General features: G+C 73.8%; 18 protein-coding genes. 15 read left to right on the forward strand and 3 right to left on the reverse strand.

Annotated elements, in window-relative coordinates; genetic code table 11:
- Window positions 1–332 precede the first annotated feature (332 nt).
- From ACGFIZ_RS22325 to ACGFIZ_RS22335, 3 genes are all read left to right on the forward strand, one after another.
- Window positions 333–1,904, forward strand: coding sequence for an alkaline phosphatase D family protein (locus tag ACGFIZ_RS22325; RefSeq protein ID WP_393422071.1), 1,572 nt, complete (start codon window positions 333–335; stop codon window positions 1,902–1,904).
- A 366-nt stretch (window positions 1,905–2,270) separates the two neighbouring features.
- Window positions 2,271–5,462 (forward strand): isoleucine--tRNA ligase, encoded by a 3,192-nt coding sequence (gene ileS / locus ACGFIZ_RS22330; RefSeq protein WP_393422073.1) that lies wholly within the window; start codon window positions 2,271–2,273, stop codon window positions 5,460–5,462.
- Window positions 5,463–5,627: 165 nt separating this feature from the next.
- The gene (locus ACGFIZ_RS22335; protein ID WP_393422075.1) at window positions 5,628–6,329 is read left to right on the forward strand and encodes a lysophospholipid acyltransferase family protein; all 702 of its coding nucleotides are present in this window, start codon (window positions 5,628–5,630) and stop codon (window positions 6,327–6,329) included.
- Here the strand turns inward: ACGFIZ_RS22335 and ACGFIZ_RS22340 are convergent.
- Window positions 6,247–6,825, reverse strand: coding sequence for a cryptochrome/photolyase family protein (locus ACGFIZ_RS22340; RefSeq protein ID WP_393422077.1), 579 nt, complete (start codon window positions 6,823–6,825; stop codon window positions 6,247–6,249). The two genes, ACGFIZ_RS22335 and ACGFIZ_RS22340, sit on opposite strands and share 83 nt — an antisense overlap.
- A 291-nt stretch (window positions 6,826–7,116) precedes the next feature.
- Window positions 7,117–8,781, reverse strand: coding sequence for a hypothetical protein (locus ACGFIZ_RS22345; protein ID WP_393422079.1), 1,665 nt, complete (start codon window positions 8,779–8,781; stop codon window positions 7,117–7,119).
- Between the two features lie 227 nt (window positions 8,782–9,008).
- Between ACGFIZ_RS22345 and ACGFIZ_RS22350 the strand changes: the two genes are divergently transcribed.
- The 7 genes from ACGFIZ_RS22350 (at window position 9,009) to obgE (ending at window position 18,128) form a co-directional block, all read left to right on the forward strand.
- A complete protein-coding gene (locus tag ACGFIZ_RS22350) occupies window positions 9,009–11,000 on the forward strand; it encodes a TIGR03960 family B12-binding radical SAM protein (protein ID WP_393422081.1) in 1,992 nt (663 codons plus the stop codon).
- A 186-nt stretch (window positions 11,001–11,186) separates the two neighbouring features.
- On the forward strand, window positions 11,187–11,900 hold the full coding sequence (locus ACGFIZ_RS22355; RefSeq protein ID WP_393422215.1) for a TIGR03936 family radical SAM-associated protein: 714 nt from the start codon (window positions 11,187–11,189) through the stop codon (window positions 11,898–11,900).
- A gap of 138 nt (window positions 11,901–12,038) precedes the next feature.
- On the forward strand, window positions 12,039–15,161 hold the full coding sequence (locus ACGFIZ_RS22360; protein ID WP_393422083.1) for an Rne/Rng family ribonuclease: 3,123 nt from the start codon (window positions 12,039–12,041) through the stop codon (window positions 15,159–15,161).
- Between the two features lie 114 nt (window positions 15,162–15,275).
- Window positions 15,276–15,761: a hypothetical protein gene (locus ACGFIZ_RS22365; protein WP_393422084.1), complete on the forward strand. Its 486-nt coding sequence runs from the start codon at window positions 15,276–15,278 to the stop codon at window positions 15,759–15,761.
- A 242-nt stretch (window positions 15,762–16,003) separates the two neighbouring features.
- Window positions 16,004–16,318 carry a 50S ribosomal protein L21 gene (gene rplU / locus ACGFIZ_RS22370; protein ID WP_393422086.1) on the forward strand — a complete coding sequence of 105 codons (315 nt, stop codon included), beginning with the start codon at window positions 16,004–16,006 and terminating at the stop codon, window positions 16,316–16,318.
- Window positions 16,319–16,329: 11 nt separating this feature from the next.
- A complete protein-coding gene (rpmA, locus tag ACGFIZ_RS22375; protein ID WP_347670640.1) occupies window positions 16,330–16,584 on the forward strand; it encodes a 50S ribosomal protein L27 in 255 nt (84 codons plus the stop codon).
- 89 nt (window positions 16,585–16,673) lie between these two features.
- Complete coding sequence (obgE, locus tag ACGFIZ_RS22380; RefSeq protein ID WP_393422088.1) at window positions 16,674–18,128, forward strand: GTPase ObgE; 1,455 nt, start codon at window positions 16,674–16,676, stop codon at window positions 18,126–18,128.
- 121 nt (window positions 18,129–18,249) lie between these two features.
- Here obgE and ACGFIZ_RS22385 read toward each other — a convergent pair whose 3' ends face one another.
- Window positions 18,250–18,741 carry a DUF4383 domain-containing protein gene (locus ACGFIZ_RS22385; protein WP_393422090.1) on the reverse strand — a complete coding sequence of 164 codons (492 nt, stop codon included), beginning with the start codon at window positions 18,739–18,741 and terminating at the stop codon, window positions 18,250–18,252.
- A gap of 188 nt (window positions 18,742–18,929) precedes the next feature.
- Here ACGFIZ_RS22385 and ACGFIZ_RS22390 point away from each other — a divergent pair, with 188 nt between their 5' ends.
- The 5 genes from ACGFIZ_RS22390 (at window position 18,930) to ACGFIZ_RS22410 (ending at window position 22,872) form a co-directional block, all read left to right on the forward strand.
- Window positions 18,930–19,727 (forward strand): hypothetical protein, encoded by a 798-nt coding sequence (locus ACGFIZ_RS22390; RefSeq protein WP_393422092.1) that lies wholly within the window; start codon window positions 18,930–18,932, stop codon window positions 19,725–19,727.
- 22 nt (window positions 19,728–19,749) lie between these two features.
- Complete coding sequence (locus ACGFIZ_RS22395) at window positions 19,750–20,214, forward strand: phage holin family protein (protein ID WP_393422094.1); 465 nt, start codon at window positions 19,750–19,752, stop codon at window positions 20,212–20,214.
- Entirely contained in the window at window positions 20,211–20,849 is a 639-nt protein-coding gene (locus ACGFIZ_RS22400) for a DUF3618 domain-containing protein (protein ID WP_393422096.1), read from the forward strand. Before ACGFIZ_RS22395 ends, ACGFIZ_RS22400 begins: the two co-directional genes overlap by 4 nt.
- A gap of 209 nt (window positions 20,850–21,058) precedes the next feature.
- A complete protein-coding gene (locus ACGFIZ_RS22405) occupies window positions 21,059–21,697 on the forward strand; it encodes a cyclase (protein WP_393422098.1) in 639 nt (212 codons plus the stop codon).
- On the forward strand, window positions 21,694–22,872 hold the full coding sequence (locus ACGFIZ_RS22410; protein ID WP_393422100.1) for a zinc-dependent alcohol dehydrogenase: 1,179 nt from the start codon (window positions 21,694–21,696) through the stop codon (window positions 22,870–22,872). Before ACGFIZ_RS22405 ends, ACGFIZ_RS22410 begins: the two co-directional genes overlap by 4 nt.
- Window positions 22,873–22,926: the final 54 nt, after the last annotated feature.

Raw genomic sequence — 22,926 nt, forward strand, 5'->3', positions numbered from 1 at the left:
CCTTCCGGGACGGTGGATCAGGTGCGGTCCGAGCTGGGAATCCAGGGCCTGGCCCCGGAGGAAAATCCCCCGGATTTATCCGTGGGGATCGTTAATCCGTCCTCCTGTGTTGAGGGTCTGCATTTCCGAAGACGGGATGCGGGGGCGGGGTGTGACGGGTCCGGATGTGACGCCGGTCATGCCGTCGGCGTGGCGGGAGACCGTGGCCGGGCCGCCGCGCGTGGCGGTCCCTCACTGGTCAGCCGGCCTTCCCCCGCTGGTCATCCGGGTCGCGGCCGGACCTCACCTGTCCCCGGTACACCACTGGTGACCGACTTTCCTGGAGGGGACAGATGACTTCTCTCGATCGACGTACCCTGCTGCGCGCCGGCCTGGCGACCGGCGCGGGCCTGGCGGGTGGCGCGCTGCTCGGCGGCTCCGGTGCCGGGGCCGTGCCGACGGTCGGCGCGCCGGCCTGGCGGGCATCCGGCCGCCCGGTGCTCACCCACGGTGTGCAGAGCGGTGACGTGACGGCCGAATCGGCGCTGGTGTGGACCCGGGCCGACCGGCCGGGCCGGCTGTGGGTGGAGGTGAGCCGCCGTCCGGACCTGCGCGGCGCGCGGGTGCTGCGTGGCCCGGTGCTCGACCCGTCCGGCGACTTCACCGGCCGGGTCCGGCTCTCCGGTCTGCCCAGCGGGGAGCGACTGCACTACCGCGTGTCGGTGGAGAGCCTGGACGGGCACGGGGTGCGCAGCGAGCCGCTGGCCGGTTCGTTCACCACCGCCCCGGCCCGGCAGCAGCGCCGCGACGTGCGGTTCGTCTGGACCGGTGACGTCGCCGGGCAGGGCTGGGGCATCGACCCGAACTTCGGCGGGATGAAGATCTTCGAGTCGATGCGGCGCGTCCGGCCGGACTTCTTCCTGTGCAGCGGCGACTACGTGTACGCCGACGGGCCGCTCGCCGAGACGGTGGCCCTGCCCGACGGCCGGATCTGGCGCAACCTGGTCACCCCGGAGAAGACCAAGGTCGCCGAGACCCTCGCGGAGTACCGGGGGCAGTTCGCGTACAACCTGCTCGACGAGCACCTGCGGGCGTTCGCCGCCGAGGTCCCGCAGGTCGTCCAGTGGGACGACCACGAGGTGACCAACAACTGGTACCCGGGGGAGATCCTCACCGACGCCCGGTACACCGAGAAGCGGGTGGATGTGCTCGCCGCGCGGGCCGGGCAGGCGTACCGCGAGTGGCTGCCGGTGCCGGCGGACGGGCCGCTGTACCGGAAGCTGTCGTACGGGCCGCTGCTGGACGTCTTCGTGCTGGACATGCGCACCTACAAGGACCCGAACGACGGCAACACGTACGCCGACCCGGAGCGCGGCCTGCTCGGCCGGGAGCAGCGGGAGTGGCTGATCCGGGAGCTGAAGCGGTCCCGGGCGACCTGGAAGGTGATCGCCAACGACCTGCCGATCGGCGTGGTGGTGCCGGACGGGCCGGCCGCGTACGAGGGCGTCGCGCAGGGCGACCCGGGTGCGCCCGCCGGCCGCGAACTGGAGTTCGCCGAGGTGCTGGGTGCGGCGCACCGGGCCGGGGTGACCGGCATCGTGTTCCTCACCGCCGACGTGCACTACACCGCGGCGCACCACTACGACCCGGCGCGGGCGGCGGTACGCGACTTCACCCCGTTCTGGGAGTTCGTCTCCGGCCCGGCGCACGCCGGGGCCTTCGGCCCGAACGCCCTGGACGGCACGTTCGGCCCGCAGGCGGTCTTCGTGAACGCCCCGCCGCGCGCCAACACCTCCCCGGGTGCGGGCTTCCAGCACTTCGGCGAGGTCACCATCGACGGCGAGTCGGGTGACCTGACGGTGCACCTGCGCGACCGGGACGGCCTCTCGCTCTGGACCACCACCCTCCCCGCTCCCACCCGCTGACCCACCCCGACCCGTGTTGATCATGAGGTTGACGGCGATGTCGATCTCCGTTGGTGCCGCCAACCTCATGATCACCCGGGTGTGATCAGTCGGAGGCGGTGGGCCGGGGAGGTCGAGTATTCTTGACCACCGTAAGGCGACGACCCGGCCATCACCGGCGAGCCTCCGGAAGAACGGCCGGGTGACCGGCTCAGTAGAACCGGACGGGTCCGGCCCGTCACAGCCGGCCAACGAGCGGGCGGTCGATCTCGACCGTCAAGCGGGGTGGTACCGCGGGCCTGACCCGGGGGCGCCGGACGGCGTACCCGAAACGGGCTCGTCCTCGCCGACCCACACGAGCGTGAGCTGCGAGGAGAGCGACCCCCGATGGCCTATCCGTTGCACGACCCGACCGCCGCCGGCGTCCCGGCGAGCCCGGACCTGCCCGCGGTCGAGCGCCGGGTCCTGGAGCACTGGACGGCCGACAAGACCTTCGAGGCCTCCGTCGAGGCCAGGCCGGCCTCCGCCCGGCGGCCGGAGGAAGCGGGCTCCGCCGACGGCGGCGACGCACGCGCCGCCGACAACGAGTACGTCTTCTACGACGGCCCGCCGTTCGCCAACGGCCTGCCGCACTACGGCCACCTGTTCACCGGGTACGTCAAGGACGTGGTGCCGCGCTACCAGACCATGCGCGGGCGCCGGGTGGAGCGGCGCTTCGGCTGGGACTGCCACGGCCTGCCCGCCGAGGTGGTGGCCGAGAAGCAGCTCGGCATCACCAGCAAGGCGGAGATCCTCGACCTGGGCGTGGCCCGGTTCAACGAGGCGTGCCGCACCTCGGTGCTGGAGTTCACCCACGACTGGGAGCGGTACGTCACCCGGCAGGCCCGCTGGGTCGACTTCGCCAACGACTACAAGACCCTCGACCTGGACTACATGGAAAGCGTCATGTGGGCCTTCCGGACCCTGCACGACAAGGGTCTGGTCTACGAGGGCTTCCGGGTGCTGGCGTACTGCTGGCGCTGCGAGACGCCGCTGTCGAACACCGAGACCCGGATGGACGACGTCTACCGGGACCGGCACGACCCGACGCTGACCGTCTGGTTCGACCTGGCCCCGGACGAGACCGCGCCCGAGGCGGTGCGCGGCGCGGTGAAGCTGGGCGTCTGGACCACCACGCCGTGGACCCTGCCGTCCAACCTGGCGCTCGCCGTCGGCCCGGACATCGAGTACGCGGTGCTGGAGCGCGACGGCTCCCGGTACGTGGTGGGCGCGGCGCGGCTGGCCGCGTACGCCAAGGAGCTGGAGGGGTACGAGCAGGTCGGCACCGTCCACGGCCGCGACCTGGTCGGGCGCCGCTACACCCCGCTGTTCGACTTCCTCGTCGAGCAGGCCGGGGAGAACGCGTACCAGGTGCTCGGCGCGGACTTCGTCACCACCGAGGACGGCACCGGGATCGTCCACCTGGCCCCGGCCTTCGGCGAGGACGACCAGAACGTCTGCAACGCCGCCGGCATCCCCACCATCGTCACCGTGGACGACCACACCCGGTTCACGGCGCTGGTCCCGCCGTACCAGGGCGAGCAGGTCTTCGACGTCAACAAGCCGGTGATCCGCGAGCTGAAGGAACGGGGGGTGGTGCTCCGGCAGGACACCTACACCCACTCGTACCCGCACTGCTGGCGCTGCGACACCCCGCTGGTCTACAAGGCGGTGTCGTCCTGGTTCGTGGCGGTGACGAAGTTCCGGGACCGGATGGTCGAGCTGAACCAGCAGATCAACTGGACCCCGGGGCACATCAAGGACGGCTCGTTCGGCAAGTGGCTGGCCAACGCCCGCGACTGGTCGATCAGCCGGAACCGGTTCTGGGGCTCGCCGATCCCGGTGTGGAAGTCCGACGACCCGAACTACCCGCGGGTCGACGTGTACGGCTCGCTGGAGGAGCTGGAGCGGGACTTCGGCGTACGGCTGACCGACCTGCACCGGCCGGCGGTGGACGAGCTGGTCCGCCCCAACCCGGACGACCCGACGGGGAGGTCGACGATGCGCCGGGTGCCGGAGGTGCTGGACTGCTGGTTCGAGTCCGGCTCGATGCCGTTCGCCCAGGTGCACTACCCGTTCGAGAACCGCGACTGGTTCGAGAACCACTACCCGGGCGACTTCATCGTCGAGTACATCGGGCAGACCCGCGGCTGGTTCTACACGATGCACGTGCTGGCCACGGCGCTGTTCGACCGGCCGGCGTTCCGCAACTGCCTCAGCCACGGCATCCTGCTCGGCTCGGACGGGCGCAAGATGTCCAAGAGCCTGCGCAACTACCCCGACGTGTACCACGTCTTCGACTCGTACGGCTCCGACGCGATGCGCTGGATGCTGATGTCGTCGCCGGTGCTGCGCGGCGGGGACATGTCCGTCACCGAGGCGGGCATCCGGGACGCCGTCCGGCAGGTGCTGCTGCCGCTGTGGAACGTCTGGTACTTCTTCTCGCTGTACGCCAACGCCGACTCCTACACCGCCCGCCGTCGCACCGACTCCACGCACCTGCTCGACCGGTACGTGCTGGCGAAGACGAACGAGCTGGTCACGACCGTGCAGGGCCAGCTGGACGCGTACGACATCTCCGGCGCCTGCGCCACCGTGCGGTCCTTCCTGGACGCCCTGACCAACTGGTACGTCCGCCGCTCCCGCGACCGGTTCTGGGCGGGCGACGCCGACGCGTTCGACACCCTCTGGACGGTGCTGGAGACGCTGTGCCGGGTGGTGGCGCCGCTGGCGCCGCTGACCGCGGAGGAGATCTGGCGCGGCCTGACCGGGGAGCGGTCGGTGCACCTGACCGACTGGCCGGGGGCCGAGCAGTTCCCGGCCGACCACGACCTGGTGGCCGCCATGGACGCCACCCGGGACGTCTGCTCGGCGGCGCTGTCGCTGCGCAAGGCGAAGGGCCTGCGGGTGCGGCTGCCGCTGGCGCGGCTGACGGTGGCCTCGCCGGCGGCGGCGCAGCTGCGCCCGTTCGCCGACCTGGTCGCCGACGAGGTCAACGTGAAGGCGGTCGAGTTCACCGGCGAGGTGTCCGCGTACTGCCAGCAGGTGCTGACCGTGGTGCCCCGGGCGCTCGGTCCCCGGGTCGGCAAGCAGGTGCAGCAGGTGATCAAGGCGGTCAAGGCGGGGGAGTGGGAGCTGGTCGACGGCGCCCCCGTGGCCGCCGGGGTCACCCTCGCCGAGGGCGAGTACGAGCTGCGCCTGGTCGCCGCCGACGCCGAACACTCCGCGCCGCTGCCCGGCGGCGAGGGCGTGGTGGTGCTGGACACCGAGGTCACCCCGGAGCTGGCCGCCGAGGGGCTGGCCCGGGACGTCGTCCGGGTGGTGCAGCAGGCCCGCCGGGACGCCGACCTGGACGTGTCGGACCGGATCGTGGTGGCGCTGTCGGCGTCCGAAGAGGTGCGGGCCGCGGTGTCGGCGTACCGCGACTTCGTCGCCGGGGAGGTGCTGGCCGAGACGGTCGACTTCGCCGACGGCGTCGACGGCTTCGCGGGCGAGGTCGGCGAGGGCGAACCTGTGACGGTGGCCGTCCGCAGGGTATGAGATGTCAGGAGGGACTCCCTCCGGGAGGGGGCCCCTCCTGACCACCGCCGACGCCCGCCAGCGCCGGGACGCTCGCGGGGTGGGTCGCGTAACACCCGCTCGGGCCGGCGTGGCGGCGTCGGCTAACGTGACAGCGCCCGTACCAGCACGACCGCCGGAGGACCAGTGCCGCTGCTCTACACCATCGGCAAGCACACCGTGGGCCCCACGCTCCGGCTGGCCTTCCGACCGACCGTGGAGGGGTTGGAGCACATCCCGGAGACCGGCGGGGCCATCTTCGCGGGCAACCACCTCTCCGTCGCCGACGAGCTCTTCCTCGGTACGGTCGTGCCCCGGCACCTGGCGTTCTGGGCCAAGTCGGAGTACTTCAAGGGCACCGGCCTGAAAGGCGCGTTCTCCAAGTTCGTGCTCACCGGCCTGGGGGCGATCCCGGTCGAGCGGGCCGGCGGGCGGGCGGCGCTGTCGGCGTTCGACGCGGCGATCCCCGTGCTCAAGGCCGGTGACCTGGTCGCCGTCTACCCCGAGGGCACGCGCTCGCCGGACGGCCGGCTCTACCGCGGGCGTACGGGAGCGGCCCGGCTCGCCGTGGCCGCCGGCGTGCCGATCATCCCGGTCGGCATGATCGGCACCGACAAGGCCCAGCCGATCGGGGTGCGGGTGCCCCGACCGGGCAAGGCCGAGATCATCGTGCGGTTCGGCAAGCCGCTGGACTTCACCGACCGCGCCGGCGACCGGACCTCGCTGCGGGAGATGACCGACGAGGTGATGAGCGAGATCCAGAAGCTCACCGGTCAGGAGTACGTCCCGCGGTACGCCCCGCCGCGCGCCAAGGCGCCGGTCGCCGGCGAGCCACCGGTCGGGGTCTGAGCCCGGCGTCCGGGGTCTGGGCCTGGCGGCTCTCGTCACGGCGGGTCGCTGCCGCGCTCCCTCTCCTGCGCGACGACCTCGGCGACGTCGGTGAGGCGTTCCAGCTGCTGGAGGAGAGCATGCTGTGCGCGAGCCACGGATCGGTGGAGAGCATCGCGTCCTCGTACGGGCCGAACGACGCCAGCCGGTGCTTCAGGAAGTGCCGCAGCCGGGCCTTCGCCTCCCTGCCGGTGGCCGGGCACCGGCGGGGCCCGTCCCGGCCGACGAACCGGACGCCCTCCCGTTCCCACCGGTCGAGGCCGGCGCGGACCTCGGCGTCGATGTCGTCCTCCTTCGGCATCGGCGGGGGCGGGACGTCGAGCCGGCCCTCCTTCGGCGGCGGCTGCCGGTTCTCGGGGTCCAGGCTCCACCGCCCGCCGACCGGCTCGTCGCCCTCGACCAGCACCTGGTGGTGCTGCCGGGCGAAGCGGTAGAACGCCTCCCATCCGCAGCGCACCCCGGCGCGCGTCGGCCCAGTCGGCGAAGTCGTCCAGGCCGGTGACGAAGCCCCGGGCCGGCAGCACGGTCACCCCGTCGCGGCCCCGGACGAACTCCAGCGCCCGCCGCGAGGTGGGGTGGCACACCTCCAGCGGTTCGCGGACCCGGCGCAGCCCCTCGGCGTACGTCTCCGTGCGCAGGTGGATCGCCTGGTCGCCCAGTCCCGATTGTGACCCGGTAACCGGTTCCGCGTCAGGTGGAGGCGAGAAATTCTCCAAGTGCCGGTGGCCCGCTGGGCGGGTCACCGGCGTCAGCTCGCGGCGGCGGTCCCGTCCCGGGTGATGATCTGCGCGCGCATGCTCTTCAGCAGCCGGGCGCTGTCGTCCACGGAGAGCTGGATGAACACGCCCGTGGTGAGGCTGCCGTGGTCGACCGAGGTGCAGACCACCACGTCCCGGTTCTCGGAGGCGCCGACGGCGCAGCGCTCGAACCGGCCCCGCACGTTCGTCTCCACCACCTGCGACTCCCCGAGCTGGAAGGATTCCTTCAGCCGGGCCATCTCGTCGTCGGCGTCGCTCTCCGGGCTGATCCGGAACCCCGTGCCGCCGAACACCGTCACCGGCTTGCCCGTCGACGAGGCGTAGACCCCGGCGAAGATGTCCTCCGCCAGCAGGTAGGTCTCGCGTACCTCGGCCTCCAGCTCCTTCGCCGCGGCCCGGCTGCGGGCGTCGTCGCGCAGCGTCAGGTCGTCGATCCGCTGCGGCAGCGCGGCGTCCGCCGGGTACTGCTCCCACATCGGCTTGGCCCAGTACGCCGGGCAGCCGCAGCAGCAGGCGATGCTGAGCAGCAGCACCCACGGCCAGCGCCGGCGGCGCCGGCGGGGTTTGGCGTACCCGGAGGGCGCCTGGGGCCCGGGCGGCGGCGCGACCGGCGGGGCGGCCCGGCGCTGCTTCGGCGGCCGGGCCGGCGGCGCGGGCACTGGGTGAGCCGGTGCCGGCGGGTGAGCCGGTGCCGGCGGCAGCGGCCGGGCCACGGGCGGCGGGGAGACCGGGTACAGGGCCGGCGGCGGCGAGACCGGCCGGGCCACGGGCGGCGGGGAGACCGGGTACAGGGCCGGTGGCGGGGACACCGGGCGGGCCGGCTGCGGCGGCGTGACCGGGTGGACGGCCGGCGCCGGATACGGGCGCGTGGGCGGCGTCGGCGTCGAATACGGGCGCGTCGGCGGCGTCGGCGGCGGCGGGGGCAGCGGCGGCAGTTCGACGCCGTGCAGGTCCCAGCTGCCGGTGTCCACCCCGGCCCACGGGTCCACCGGGACCTGGCTCTCCGGCGGCGGCAACGGGCCGTGCCCGACCGGCGCGGGCGGGGGCGGGGTGGGCTCCGCCGACTCGCCCCAGCTCCGGCGGCGCGGCGGTGGCGGCGGGACCGGGGCGGACCCGCTCCAGCGCGGCGCGGGCGGTTCGGGGTCGACGGTCGTCCGATCCGGTCTGGCGTCGACCTTGGTCGGCTCGGGCGCGTCGCTGCCGGCCGGGGACGGTCTGGCGTCGACCTTGGTCGGCTCGGGCGCGTCGCTGCCGGCCGGGGACGGTCTGGCGTCGACCTTGGTCGGCTCGGGCCCGGTAGCGGCGGCGGGGGATGTGGCCTCGACCTCGGTCGGCTCGGGCGCCGTGCCGGAGGCCGGTGGCGGGGAGTCGATCTTGGTTGGCTCGGGTGCCGCAGCGGCAACAGGGGACGGGGGTGCGCCGTCGACCTTTGTCGGTTCCGGGCCGGCCACGCCGTCCGGCGTGCCTGCGCCCGGCTCGTCCGGGGAGGCGTCCGGGGCAGGTTCGGCGGCGTCCGCCCGGCCCGGCTGGGGCGGGTCGGTCGACGGTACGGGGGAGGGCGTCGACTCCTCGTCGACCGCCGGATCCCGGTCCCGGCCGCCGGCCGGGGTGCCCCCGTCGGCCGGCCGGTCTGCTCCCGGCTGCGGGTGCGGCATCGCGGCATTCTCCTCTCGCGCCGGTCCGAGGTTAGTACCGGCGGGCCAGCGACGGCGATCCCGGTCGGCCGAGGGCTCCCGGCACGGCTCCGGGCGACACGGAACAGGTGGCCCAAGATCCGAACAAGTTCGCTGAAACTGCGCCCTGCGTGGCGCTTGAGTCAGCATCTTCGGTGAAGTTGTGCCCTTGAGGGCCGGCGCCGGAGGGCCGCGTACCCTTGGGCATCATGAGCGTCCCGTCCACCATGCCGCGGCCCGCCGCGGGCGAGTCCGTCTGGCCCCGGCTCGAAGCGCTGCTGCCCCAGGTGACCAAGCCCATCCAGTACGTCGGTGGCGAGCTGGGCGCGGTCGTCAAGGACTGGGAGTCGGCGACCGTGCGGTGGGCGCTGATGTACCCCGACGCGTACGAGGTCGGCCTGCCGAACCAGGGCGTGCAGATCCTCTACGAGGTCCTCAACGAGCTGCCCGACGTGCTCGCCGAGCGGACGTACGCGGTCTGGCCGGACCTGGAGCGGCTGATGCGCGCCCACGGCGTGCCGCAGTTCACCGTCGACGCCCACCGCTCGGTGCGCGACTTCGACGTGTTCGGCGTCTCCTTCTCCACCGAGCTGGGCTACACCAACCTGCTCACCGCGATCGACCTGGCCGGCGTCCCGCTGCTCGCCGCCGACCGCACCGACGCCGACCCGGTGGTCGTGGCGGGCGGCCACGCCGCGTTCAACCCGGAGCCGATCGCCGATTTCGTCGACGCCGCCGTCCTCGGCGACGGCGAGGAGGCGGTCCTGGAGATCACCGCGATCGTCCGGGAGTGGAAGGCCGAGGGCTGCCCGGGCGGCCGGGACGAGCTGCTGCTGCGGCTGGCCCGCACCGAGAGCGTGTACGTGCCGCGCTTCTACGACGTGGACTACCTGCCCGACGGCCGCATCCAGCGGGTCGTGCCGAACCGGGCGGACGTGCCGTTCCGGGTGCACAAGCGCACGACGATGGACCTGGACGCCTGGCCGTACCCGAAGAAGCCCCTCGTGCCGCTGGCCGAGACGGTCCACGAGCGGTACGCGGTGGAGATCTTCCGGGGCTGCACCCGGGGCTGCCGGTTCTGCCAGGCGGGCATGATCACCCGCCCGGTGCGGGAGCGCTCGATCACCACTGTGGGGCAGATGGTGCGGCAGGGGCTGGCGTTCTCCGGCTTCCACGAGGTGGGCCTGCTGTCGCTGTCGTCGGCCGACCACTCCGAGATCGGCGACATGTGCTCCGGCCTCGCCCAGCAGTACGAGGGCACGAACGTGTCGCTGTCGCTGCCGTCGACCCGGGTGGACGCGTTCAACATCGAGCTGGCCCAGGAGCTGTCGCGCAACGGCCGGCGCACGGGCCTGACCTTCGCGCCGGAGGGCGGGTCGGAGCGGATCCGCCGCGTGATCAACAAGATGGTGTCGAAGGAAGACCTCATCCGCACCGTGGTCACCGCGTACGGCAACGGCTGGCGGCAGGTGAAGCTGTACTTCATGTGCGGCCTGCCCACCGAGACCGACGCCGACGTCCTGGAGATCGCGGACATGGCGCACGAGGTGATCCGGGCCGGCCGGGCGGCCACCGGCAGCAAGGACATCCGCTGCACCGTCTCGATCGGCGGGTTCGTGCCGAAGCCGCACACCCCGTTCCAGTGGGCGCCGATGGAGCGGCCGGAGGTCATCGACGGCCGGCTCAGGCTGCTCAAGCAGGCGATCAACGCCGACCGCTCGCTGGGCCGGGCGATCGGCTTCCGGTACCACGACGGGGAGCCGTCGTTGATCGAGGGCCTGCTGTCCCGGGGCGACCGGCGGGTCGGCGCGGTGATCCGGAGGGTCTGGGAGAACGGCGGCCGGTTCGACGGCTGGAGCGAGCACTTCTCGTACCAGCGCTGGGTGGACGCCGCGGCGGAGGTGCTGCCGGCCTTCGGCGTGGACCTCGACTGGTACACCACCCGGGAGCGCGAGGAGCTGGAGGTCCTGCCCTGGGACCACCTGGACTCGGGCCTGGACAAGGACTGGCTCTGGCAGGACTGGCAGGACGCCATGTCGGAGTACGAGCAGGACGACTGCCGGTGGACCCCGTGCTTCGACTGCGGCGTCTGCCCGTCGATGGACACCGAGATCCAGATCGGGCCCACCGGTCAGAAGCTGCTTCCGCTCACCCCGATCAACGGCACCGGCCTGCGGGTACCCACCGGCGCCCAGCAGTGACGCCCGGCGGCGGGCGGCCGCGCGCCGTCCGCCGCGCACCGTGTTGGTCGCCGAGGTGTTGTCATCGTCACGCCCTGTCGCGACAATGGCCCCATGATCAACCGGTGACGACTTCCGAGGAGCACGACGATCAGTAAGAAACCACAGCCGGAGGGCGGTCAGGCCCCGGTCGTCCAGCGGGTCCGCATCCGGTACGCCAAGCGTGGGCCGCTGCGGTTCACCTCGCACCGCGACTTCGCCCGGGCGTTCGAGCGGGCGGTGCGCCGGGCCAACGTCCCGGTCGCCTTCTCGCAGGGCTTCACCCCGCACCCCAAGATCTCCTACGCCAGCGCCGCCCCGACGGGGGTCGCCAGCGAGGCCGAGTACCTGGAGATCGGCCTGCGCGAGCCGGTCGACCCGGGCCAGCTCCGGGCGGCGCTGGACGCCGCGCTCTCGCCCGGCCTCGACGTGCTCGACGCCGTCGTCGCCGGCGGCGGCAGCCTCGCCGACCGGATCGAGGCGTCGTACTGGCGGATCGAGCTGCCCGAACTGGACGCGGCCACGCTGGAGCGGGCGGTGGCCGCCTTCACCGCCGCCGACGAGGTGGTGGTCGAGCGCATGACCAAGCAGGGCCGGCGCACCTTCGACGCCCGGGCAGCGGTCGAGCGGATCGATGTCGTGTCCGCTCCGGAGACACCTTCCGGGGCGGTGGCCGTACCGTGTGCGATACTCGAACTGGTCGTGCGGCAGGTCACCCCGTCCGTACGACCCGATGACGTCCTTTCCGGCCTCCGCGTGGTGGCCGACCTGGAGCCGCCGGTCTCCCCACGGGTGATCCGGCTGGCGCAGGGCACGCTGACCGCGCAGGGCGCGATCGTGGATCCGTTGGACGCGGACCGCGGCGGGGCAACCATCGGATGAGCGCTGACCGACGGTCAGCGCTCGGGCAGGCAGACTTCGGCGGTCGCGCGTTCCGCGCGCCCGGCGGAAACACTTTTGCGGCGACCCTGCGTGGCAGCGCTCACCCGCGCCCGGGGCAGCCAGAACTGGAGAACGTCCATGCTCGAGAACGAGCCCGAGGGCGGCGAACGGACCGGCTCCCAGCCGGCAAACGAGGCCGCTGACCGTAACACCACCGAGGCCGGCGGGGCCGCCGCGGGCGGCGCGACCAGCGAGGGCACGGCGCCGATCGGCGCCGCGACCGGCGCGGCGGGCCCGGCCGCCGAGGCCCCGGCCGCGCCGGCGCGGAAGCGGGCCAGCCGTCGGCGGGCCCCGCTGAACCAGCCGGAGCAGACCGAGGCCCCGGTGGAGGCGTCCACCGCCGCCGGGTCGACCAGCGGGGAGGCCCCCCAGGCCGAGGTGCTCGCCCCCATCGCCGGCGAGCTGGAGGAGGCGCCGAAGACCACGCGCCGCCGCCGCAAGGCGACCACCGCGAAGGCGACCGAGGAGCCGGTCGTGGCGGCCGGCGCCGAGCCGGCGTCCGACGAGGTCGTACCCCCGGTGAAGGTGACCCGGACCCGCCGCCGCAAGGCCGCCGCGCCCGCCGCGGAGGTCCCGGCCGAGCCGGCCGTCGAGGCGCCGGAGGCGCCCGAGCCCAGCGCCGGGCAGGCCGCCGGCGCCGCCGAGCTGCCGGCCGCCGAGCCGGCCCCGGGCGTCCCGGCCGCCGACGGGCAGGAGCCCGCGGCGGGGGAGGCCGAGGAGACCATCGGTACGGAGGAGGCCGCCGAGTCCCCGGAGGCCAGTGCCGCCCAGCCCGCACCCGACGGCACGGCGAACCGCCCCGGCGAGGTGTCGCCCGGCGCGGCCGTCACCGGCGCCGAGCCTGCGCCCGAGCTGGCAGCGGAGCCCGCGCCGAAGACGCGGCGGCGGCGTGCCGCCCTGTCCGCGCCGACCGTTCTCTTCATGGCCCCGCAGCCGGAGGAGCACACCCGGGTCGTGGTTCCCCTCGCGAGCGAGGAGGAACCCGCCGAGGAGCTGCCGGAGGCGCCCCGCCGGCGCCGGCGGGGTCGTCGCGAGGCCGAGCCGGTCGAGATCGTGGCGGCCGAGATCGTGGCGGCCGAGGAGGAGCCCACCGCCGAGGCGGAGGAGACCGCCGAGGAGGAGGAAGAAGACGACGAGGAGACCCTCGCCCGGCGTCGCCGCCGCCGCGGCCGCCGCGGCCGCGGCCGGGGCAAGGGCGGCGCCGAGGAGGCCGAGGAGGAGGAGCCCGAGGAGGCCGTCCAGGCCGAGGGGGAGGCCCCCGAGGTCGAGGGCGAGGAAGAGGGCGAGGAGATCGGGGACGGGATGACCCGCCGCCGTCGGCGTCGGCGTCGGCGCGGGACGGGGGACATCGAGGGCGCCGCCGAGGACGGCGTCCCCACGGTCGTGAAGATCCGCGAGCCGCGCCGGGCGGTCGACGAGGTGCAGGGCGTCTCCGGCTCGACCCGGCTGGAGGCCAAGCGCCAGCGCCGCCGGGACGGCCGGGAGCAGCGGCGGACCCGCCCGGCGATCCTGAGCGAGTCGGAGTTCCTGGCCCGGCGGGAGGCGGTCGACCGGGTGATGGCGGTGCGCCAGCGCGGCGACCGCATCCAGATCGCCGTCCTGGAGGACGGCGTGCTGGTCGAGCACTACGTCAGCCGCAACTCCTCCGGCACCATGGCCGGCAACGTCTACCTGGGCAAGGTGCAGAACGTCCTGCCGAGCATGGAGGCGGCCTTCGTCGACGTCGGGCGCGGCCGCAACGCCGTCCTGTACGCGGGCGAGGTCAACTGGGACACCACCGGCCTGGAGGGGCGGGCCCGCTCGATCGAGCAGGCGCTCAAGTCCGGAGACTCGGTGCTGGTGCAGGTCACCAAGGACCCGATCGGGCACAAGGGCGCCCGGCTGACCAGCCACATCGCGCTCTCCGGCCGGCACCTGGTGTACGTGCCGAACGGCAACGCCTCCGGCATCAGCCGCAAGCTGCCCGACACCGAGCGCAAGCGGCTGCGCGACGTGCTCAAGAAGCTCGTCCCGGACGGCGCGGGCGTGATCGTGCGGACGGCCGCCGAGGGGGCCAGCGAGGACGAGCTGGCCCGCGACGTCAAGCGGTTGCAGGCCCAGTGGGAGGACATCCAGGCCAAGGCGGCCGAGGGCGGTGCCCCGGTGCTGCTCTACGAGGAGCCGGACCTGGTCATCCGGGTTGTGCGGGACCTCTTCAACGAGGACTTCCGCGAGCTGGTGATCGAGGGCGACGAGGCGTACGGGACGGTCGAGTCGTACCTCTCGCACGTCTCCCCGGACCTGGTCCCGCGGCTGCGCCGGTACGTCGGCACCAGTGACGTCTTCGCGGAGTACCGGATCGACGAGCAGATCCTCAAGGGCCTCGACCGCAAGGTCTTCCTGCCCTCCGGCGGTCACCTGGTGATCGACCGGACGGAGGCGATGACCGTGGTCGACGTGAACACCGGCAAGTACACCGGCGCGGGCGGCAACCTCGAGGAGACGGTCACCCGGAACAACCTGGAGGCCGCCGAGGAGATCGTCCGCCAGCTCCGGCTGCGCGACATCGGCGGCATCGTGGTGATCGACTTCATCGACATGGTGCTGGAGTCGAACCGCGAGCTGGTGCTGCGCCGGCTCACCGAGTGCCTGGGCCGGGACCGCACCAAGCACCAGGTCACCGAGATCACCTCGCTCGGCCTGGTGCAGATGACCCGCAAGCGGATCGGCGCGGGGCTGCTGGAGGCGTTCAGCGAGACCTGCGACTGCTGCAAGGGCCGTGGCGTGGTCATCCACACCGAGCCCGTGCCGGAGAAGCCGCGCCAGGGCGCGGGGGAGAAGGTCAAGGCGGTCGCCTCCGCCGTCCCGCCGCCCGCCCCGACGGAGCAGGTCGCCGCGACGGCGTCCCGGCGGCGGGCCCGCAAGAGCGCCGCCCCGGAGCGCGCGGTGGTCGAGGTGGTCGAGGCCCCCACCGACAGCGGCCCCGCCGCCGTGGCGGACGACTACCACGACACGATGGGCTACGACCTGTCCCGGTACGAGACGGACACCGCGGCGGCCCCGGCCGTGGCGGACAGCCAGCGGGGCGAGTCCGCCCGGCTCGCCGGGGCCGACGACCCGGACGCCCTGGGCGATGACGCCGACGGCGGCGAGGGCGGCGAGGGCGCCCTGGGCCGGCGCCGGTCCCGCCGCGGCGGCGCCCGCCGGCGTACCCGCCCGTGACCGGCTGACCAGCCGCGCGTTTCGCAGGACCCCTTTCCCGGCAACAGCACGGCGAAAGGGGTCCTGTCGCGTCCCGCGGCCGGTTACGATCGCCACCCCGGTCAGGAGAGAAGTATGCGTGGTCTGCTCGCCCTCACGGTCGCCGTGGCCGCCCTGGCCGGCGGCGTCGCCTGTTCCCCGGAGCGCGCCGGCTCCGACGGTGTCGCCGTCGAGGCCGGGTCCACGGGGCCCGGCGCCACACCGGGGGCGGGCGGCGGGTCACCGGCTCCCGCCGGGGGGAACGGCCCGGAGGTCTGCGCCGCGGCCCAGCAGGCGACCGAGGCGGCCGTGCGGACGTACGTGGCGGAGCTGGGCGCGATGCTTGGGGCGGTCGGCGCGAACGACAGCGCGACGGCGGAGGCCGCCCGTGGCCGGGCCGAGGCGGCGCTGGCCGGTTGGCGGGCCGCCCTGCGGCAGCAGTCGAGCCGGGCCACCGACCTGCAGCTGCGTACGCTCCTGGCCGACCTGGCCAGCGAGGTCGGCATGCTCGGCACCGACGTGGAGGCCATCGACGAGGAGGAGCTGGACCGGCTCCAGCAGCGCCTCGACCAGCTCTGCTGAGGGGGCGAGGAAGGATCCTCACGCGACCGGCGGCGACGCGGCTTGCGCAGTCGGCGGCGCGACCGGCGGCAGTCGGAACGGGGAGGCCGGTTTGGGCGGCGGCCCACCGATGGCGTACGCTATCTTGCGGCGCACTTTTGTGTGCCGAGTTCCCGCGTGCCCGCGCCGCCGTGCCTCTGCTACCCGGCGAGCCGCCGAGGGAACGACCGCCAGCAGCCTCAACGACAGGGAGTCCGCCTCCGATGTACGCGATCGTCAAGACCGGCGGCAAGCAGTACAAGGTCGCCGAGGGCGACGTGATCGAGGTCGAGAAGCTCGTCGGTGCCCCCGGCGACGCGGTGCAGCTCACCGCGGTGCTCCTCGTCGACGGTGACGACCTGGTGACCGACGCGGCCAAGCTCGCCAACGTCTCGGTGTCCGGTGAGATCGCCGCGCACACCAAGGGCCCGAAGATCCGGATCCACAAGTTCAAGAACAAGACCGGCTACCACAAGCGCCAGGGTCACCGCCAGCCGCTGACCCAGGTCAAGGTGACCGGCATCTCCAGCGGGAAGTAGGTCGTCCTCAGATGGCTCACAAAAAGGGTGCGTCCAGCTCGCGTAACGGCCGTGACTCCGCGGCCCAGCGGCTCGGCGTGAAGCGCTTCGGTGGTCAGGTCGTCAGCGCGGGTGAGATCATCATCCGTCAGCGTGGCACCAAGTTCCACCCCGGTGACCTGGTCGGCCGTGGCGGCGACGACACGCTGTTCGCGCTGGCGGCCGGTGCGGTCCAGTTCGGCACCAAGCGCGGTCGCAAGACCGTCAGCATCGTGCCGCAGCAGTAGCCTGCCGGCGAAGCGGGCCGCGGACCTCGGGTCCCGGCCCGCTTCGCTTTTTCTCGTGCGGGGGTGGCCTCGCTGGAAGGATTGACGACGTGACGATGTTCGTGGACCGGGTCGTCCTGCATCTGCGGGCCGGCGACGGCGGGCACGGTTGTGTCTCGATCCACCGGGAGAAGTTCAAGCCCTTCGGTGGGCCGGACGGCGGCAACGGCGGGCACGGCGGCAGCGTGACGCTGGTCGTCGACCCGCAGGTGCACACCCTGCTCGATTTTCACTTCCGCCCGCACATCAAGGCCGAGAACGGCCGGGGCGGCGCGGGCTCGAACCGGGACGGCGCGAACGGGCGCGACCTGGTGATCAAGGTGCCCAACGGCACCGTCGTGCAGACCCCGGACGGCGAGGTGCTGGCCGACATGGTCGGCGCCGGCACCACCTTCGAAGCGGCCCGGGGCGGCCGGGGCGGCCGGGGCAACGCGTCGCTGGCCAACGCCCGGCGCAAGGCGCCCGGCTTCGCCGAGCTGGGGGAGCCCGGCGACCAGCTCGACGTGGTGCTGGAGCTGAAGAGCGTCGCCGACGTGGGCCTCGTCGGCTTCCCCTCGGCCGGCAAGTCGTCGCTGATCTCGGTCATCTCCGCGGCCAAGCCGAAGATCGCCGACTACCCGTTCACCACGCTGGTGCCGAACCTGGGCGTGGTCCAGGCGGGCGAGGCGACCTTCACCGTCGCCGACGTGCCCGGCCTCATCCCGGGCGCGGCCACCGGCAAGGGCCTCGGGCTGGAGTTCCTCCGGCACGTCGAGCGCTGCGCCGTGCTCGTCCACGTGATCGACACCGCCACGCTGGAGCCCGGCCGCGACCCGCTCGCCGACATCGACACCATCGAGGCCGAGCTGGCCGAGTACGGGGGGCTGGCCGGCCGGCCCCGGCTCGTCGCGCTGAACAAGATCGACGTGCCGGACGGCCGGGACCTCGCCGAGATCGTCCGGCCCGACCTGGAGGCCCGGGGCTTGCGCGTCTTCGAGGTGTCGGCGGCGACCCGGGAGGGGCTGCGCGAGCTGACGTACGCGATGGCGGAGCTGGTCGAGCAGTCGCGCGTCGCCGCCCCGCCGGCCGAGCCCACCCGGGTCGTGATCCGGCCGAAGGCGGTCGACGACGCCGGCTTCGTCATCAAGGCCGAGGAGGACGGCTCGTACACCGTCCGGGGCGTGCGGCCGGAGCGCTGGGTGCGGCAGACGAACTTCGACAACGACGAGGCCGTCGGGTACCTGGCCGACCGGCTCGCCCGCCTCGGCGTCGAGGACGCGCTGGCCAAGGCGGGGGCGCACCCCGGCGACCTGGTGCGGATCGGCGAGCGGGAGTTCGACTGGCAGCCGACCGTCTACGCGGGCGTCGAGTTCATCCCCGGCAACCGGGGCACCGACGTACGGCTGGAGGAGCGGTCGGCCCGGCCCAGGGCGGCCGAGCGGCTCGCCGCGCGCAAGGCCCGCCGGCAGCGGCCGGCCGACGAGCTGGAGGCCGCGGCCGAGACCGACGCCGACCTCGACGAGTAACCGCCCGCGCGGCGCGCCCCGCCCGAGTCCCGGGCGCCGGTGGCGTCGAGAGGGGTCCCCTGTTGTGCCGTAGGCACTGGCAGGGGGCCCTTCCTCACTCCCAGGCCCGGGCAGGGCGTGGTCAGGGCCGGTCGAGTGGGGTGTCCAGCGGCTCGCCGGTGCCGGCGCGGTGGGACAGCAGCAGCCCCATGGCGAGCATGCCGAAGCCGAGCCCGAGGTGCAGCCAGTTGTCCGCGCCGTTGAGCGGGATGAAGTTCACCACGCTGTGCTCGGCGGAGAAGCCGATGGCGAAGCCGTACATCCACAGCACGAGGTAGATCGCGCCGCCGCCGCCCAGGAAGAGCCGGGAGCCGGCGACGCTGCGGGCCAGCACCAGCCCGGCCAGCCCGAAGAGCAGGTGCAGCACGTTGTGCAGGATCGACACCTGGAAGACCCCGAGCAGCTTGGCGCCCGAGGTGTGCCCGGCGAACGTCATGTCGTCGTACCCCGTCGTGACGCCGGGGACGAACCCGAGCACGCCGATCAGGAGGAACACCGCGGCCACCAGGGCGGCGGCCAACTGCACCGCGGGCTTCGGCCCCGCCGGCGCCCCGCCGTGCCGGTTACGCGCCATCGATGTCACCCCCGTCGGTCGGAAGCCGGCGATTTTCCATTCTGTGTTCACGCCGGCACACGGCGCAGTGAAACGACGAACCAGGCATGGAACACCGGGCGCGGGGTAGGTCAAAGGACGCCGGCGGCGGGAAACGCCGGCAAATCCCCCAGCACGACCGCGACGAGTTTGCGAGCGGAAGGGACATCATGACCTACCAAGATCTCTCCCCCACCTACGAGCAGGAGTCGAGCAACGGCCACGGCGTCCGTGACCAGGCCCGCCAGGTCGGCGCGGAGGCCGCCCACGCGGGCGGGGCCGTCGCGCAGACGGCCAAGGAGCAGGGCCGGGAGGTCGTCGGCGAGGCGACGCGGCAGGCCCGCAACCTGTACGGCGAGACGCGCGACCAGCTCGCCACCCACGCCGGTGAGCAGCAGCGCCGAGCCGCCGGCGGGCTGCGCTCGCTGGCCGAGGAGATGCGCGCGATGGCGCAGAACTCCGGCCAGTCCGGCCCGGTGACGGAGCTGGCCCACCAGGCCGCCGACCGGATGCACGGCGCGGCCGGCTGGCTGGAGGAGCGCCAGCCCGGCGAGCTCCTGGCCGAGGTGAAGGAGTACGCCCGGCGCAACCCCGGCACGTTCCTCGTCGGTGCCGCCGTGCTCGGCGTGCTCGCCGGCCGGCTGACCAGGAACCTCGCCGCGACGTCCGACGGCGGCGCCCACTCGGCGTACGGCTCGACCAACGGCTACGACCCGGAGCGCACGGCGGTCCTGCCGGCCTCCAACGGGGTCCCGAACCAGGCGCCGCCCGGCGGCTACCTCGACCCGACCCCCAGCACGTACGTCGAGCCGGCCCCGGGCTACTCCGGCCGGGGCACCGCCTACCCCGACCCGCGTTCGCACACCAGCTACGCCGACTCGGCGGACGGCACGGGTCAGCCGCTGCCGCCGGTGAGTCAGACCGACCCGCTGCCCGGCGTGCCGACCAACGGCACCGCCCGCCGGTGAGCGTCCGAAGGGAGACGGCGGCATGACTGTGCCGATGCAGGAGTCCCGGGTGGACTCCGGGTACCGCCCCGCGGGCGCCCCGCACACCGCGGACGAGGTCCGGGGCAGCTCGGTCGGCGAGCTGCTGCGTCAGGTGACCACCGACCTGTCCACGCTGATGCGCCAGGAGGTCGAGCTGGCCAAGGCCGAGATCCGCCAGGAGGGCAAGCGGGCGGGCAAGGCCGCCGGGCTCTTCGGCGGCGCCGGCTTCGGCGGCTACATGGTGGCGCTGTTCCTGTCGATCGCCCTGTGGGCGGGGCTGTCCAACGTCATGGACGCCGGCTGGGCGGCCCTGATCGTGGCCGTCCTCTGGGGCGCGATCGCCGCGGTCCTCTACTCGATGGCCAGGAAGAACGCCCGGCGCGTCCGTGGCCTCACCCGGACCAGCGACAGCGTCCAGCGGATCCCCGACGCGCTCAAGCCCCACCCGGAGGGAGTCACCCGATGAGCACCGACCCCGACCAGATCCGCCGCGAGATCGAGGCCACCCGCAACAACCTCAGCACCGATGTGGACGCCCTGGCGTACAAGGTCAGCCCGAGCCGCATCGTCCACGACCGCAAGCAACGGGCGCGCAACGCGCTGCAGAATGTGAGGGACAAGGTCATGGGAACCGCTTCGGACTACGGCCACAACACCGGTCACGCCGCGCACGCGGTGGCCGACCGTGCCTCCTCGGCCGCGGCCACCGTGAGCGACAAGGCGCACTCGGCGGCCTCGACGGTGGGCGACGCCGCGCACCGCGCGCCGCACGTGCTGCGAAAGAAGTCCGAGGGCAACCCGCTCGCCGCCGGCCTCATCGCGTTCGGCGTCGGCATGCTGGCCTCCTCGCTGGTCCCGCCCACCCGCCGCGAGCAGCGGCTCGCCACCGAGGTCAGGGAGCGGGCCGGCGAGCACGCCGGGACCGTCCAGGAGAAGCTCGGCGAGTTCGCGGGCGAGATGAGGGACGAGCTGCGCGAGCCGGCCCAGCACGCCAAGGAGGCGGTGCGGTCCACCGCTCAGGACGCCGTGCACGCGGTGCAGGACGACACCCGCGCCGCCGCGCACGACGTGAAGGACCAGGCCCAGCACGTGGGCCGCTGAGCACCCGTTCTCGCACGCCGCGGCTCGCGGCCACTCCCGGCGCCCGTCGGAGTGGCCGCGAGCCGCCGCGTGCGCGGCCCGTCGGAGTGGCCGCGAGCCGCCGCGTGCGCGGCCCCTTTCTCCGTTTTGTCGTTTCAGGGCGGCGTCGCCGGGTAGCGCTGCTCGGTGCGGGCGGTCCATTCCCGGGCGCCCGGGTGGAGGAGACGGGTATGACCAGCAAGGCAACGAGGTGGGCGCTGCTCGGCGCCGCCGCGGTCGCCGCCGCCGGCGTCGGCCGGACGGTGGCCCGGCGGCGGCGCCGGCACCAGCCCGAGCGGCGGGACGGCTGGTACGTCGTCCGGCGGGGGATCACCGTCGACCGGCCGGTGGCCGCGGTGATCGGCTTCTGGACCGACCGGACCCGGCTCGACCGGGCACTCGCCGAGTGGGCGACCCTGGAGCAGCTCGACGCGAACCGCTGGCGCTGCGTGGCCAGCGACCCGGCCGGCGGCGGCACCGAGTGGCGGGCGGAGCTCACTGTCGACGGCCCGGGCCAGCTGAGCTGGCGGGTGACCGACGGCCCGTACCCGCAGCAGGGCCGGATCGAGCTGGTCCCCGCCCCGCGGGACCGGGGCACCGAGATCCGCGCCGAGCTGCGCTGGCGTGCGGGGTGGGTGCGCCGGCTCGTCGGCCTGACCGGCGGCCACGACCCCGACCTGGGGCTGCGGGACGCGCTGCGCCGGGTGAAGTCGCTGATCGAGTGCGGGCAGATGATCACGACGCGGCACGACCCGTCGGGGCGCACCCCGGCGCAGGAGCGGGCCACCGACCGGGTGCGTCAGAAGCTGGCGACGGGAGGCCGGCCGTGAAGGCGCTGTGCTGGGAGGGCGTCGGCCGGCTGGCCGTACGCGACGTGCCGGAGCCGACCGTCCGCGCCGACGGCGACATCGTCGTCCGGGTCCGGGCGAGCAGCGTGTGCGGGTCCGACCTGCACCTCGTCAACGGGTTCCTGCCCGCGATGCGCGAGGGCGACATCCTCGGCCACGAGTTCATGGGCGAGGTGGTGGAGACCGGGCCGGGGGTACGGCGGACCAGGGTCGGCGACCGGGTGGTCGTGGGCTCGGTCGTGGCGTGCGGCGGCTGCTGGTACTGCCGCACCGAGCAGTACTCGCTCTGCGACAACTCCAACCCCCAGCCCGTGTTCACGGAGAAGCTGTGGGGGCACGCCGCGGCGGGCATCATCGGCTACTCGCACGCGGCCGGCGGCTACTCGGGCAGCCACGCCGAGTACGTCCGGGTGCCGTTCGGCGACGTCGGCGCGTTCCGCGTCCCCGACGGCGTACCCGACGACTCGGTGGTCTTCGCCTCCGACGCCATGCCCACCGGCTGGATGGCCGCCGACCTGTGCGGGCTCAAGGGCGGCGAGGTGGTGGCCGTCTGGGGCGCCGGCGGCGTCGGACAGATGGCCGCCCGCGCGGCGCAGCTCCTCGGCGCGGAGCGGGTGATCGTCATCGACCGGCTCCCGGAGCGGCTCGACGCGGCCGCCCACCGGCTGGGCGTCGAGACGATCGACTACGCGCGGACCGACGTGCTGGAGGCGCTGCGCGAGCTGACCGCCGGGCGCGGCCCGGACGCCTGCATCGACGCCGTCGGCATGGAGGCCCACGACGTCGGCCCGGTCCACGCGTACGACCGGTCCAAGCAGGCGGCCCGGCTGACCACCGACCGGCCCACCGCCGTCCGGCAGGCGATCATGGCCTGCCGCAAGGGCGGGACGGTGAGCATCGTCGGCGTCTACGCCGGCCTGGTGGACAAGTTCCCGCTCGGCGCGGCCATGAACAAGGCGCTGGTGCTGCGGATGGGGCAGATGCACGCCCAGCGGTACATTCCGATGCTGCTGGACCGGCTCGCCGCCGGCGAGATCGACCCCGGCTACCTGGCGACCCATCCGCTGCCGCTGGAGCAGGGGGTGCGCGGCTACGAGCTGTTCCAGCAGAAGAGGGAGGGCTGCCTGCGTACCGTCCTGCACCCGGCGGCGGCCTGACCGCCTCGCACCCCGACTCCGGGCCGGGCCCGCGGCCACCCCTCGCGGGCCCGG

Origin of the sequence: Micromonospora sp. NPDC048830 (assembly GCF_043198215.1) — a bacterium.
GTDB lineage: Bacteria > Actinomycetota > Actinomycetes > Mycobacteriales > Micromonosporaceae > Micromonospora.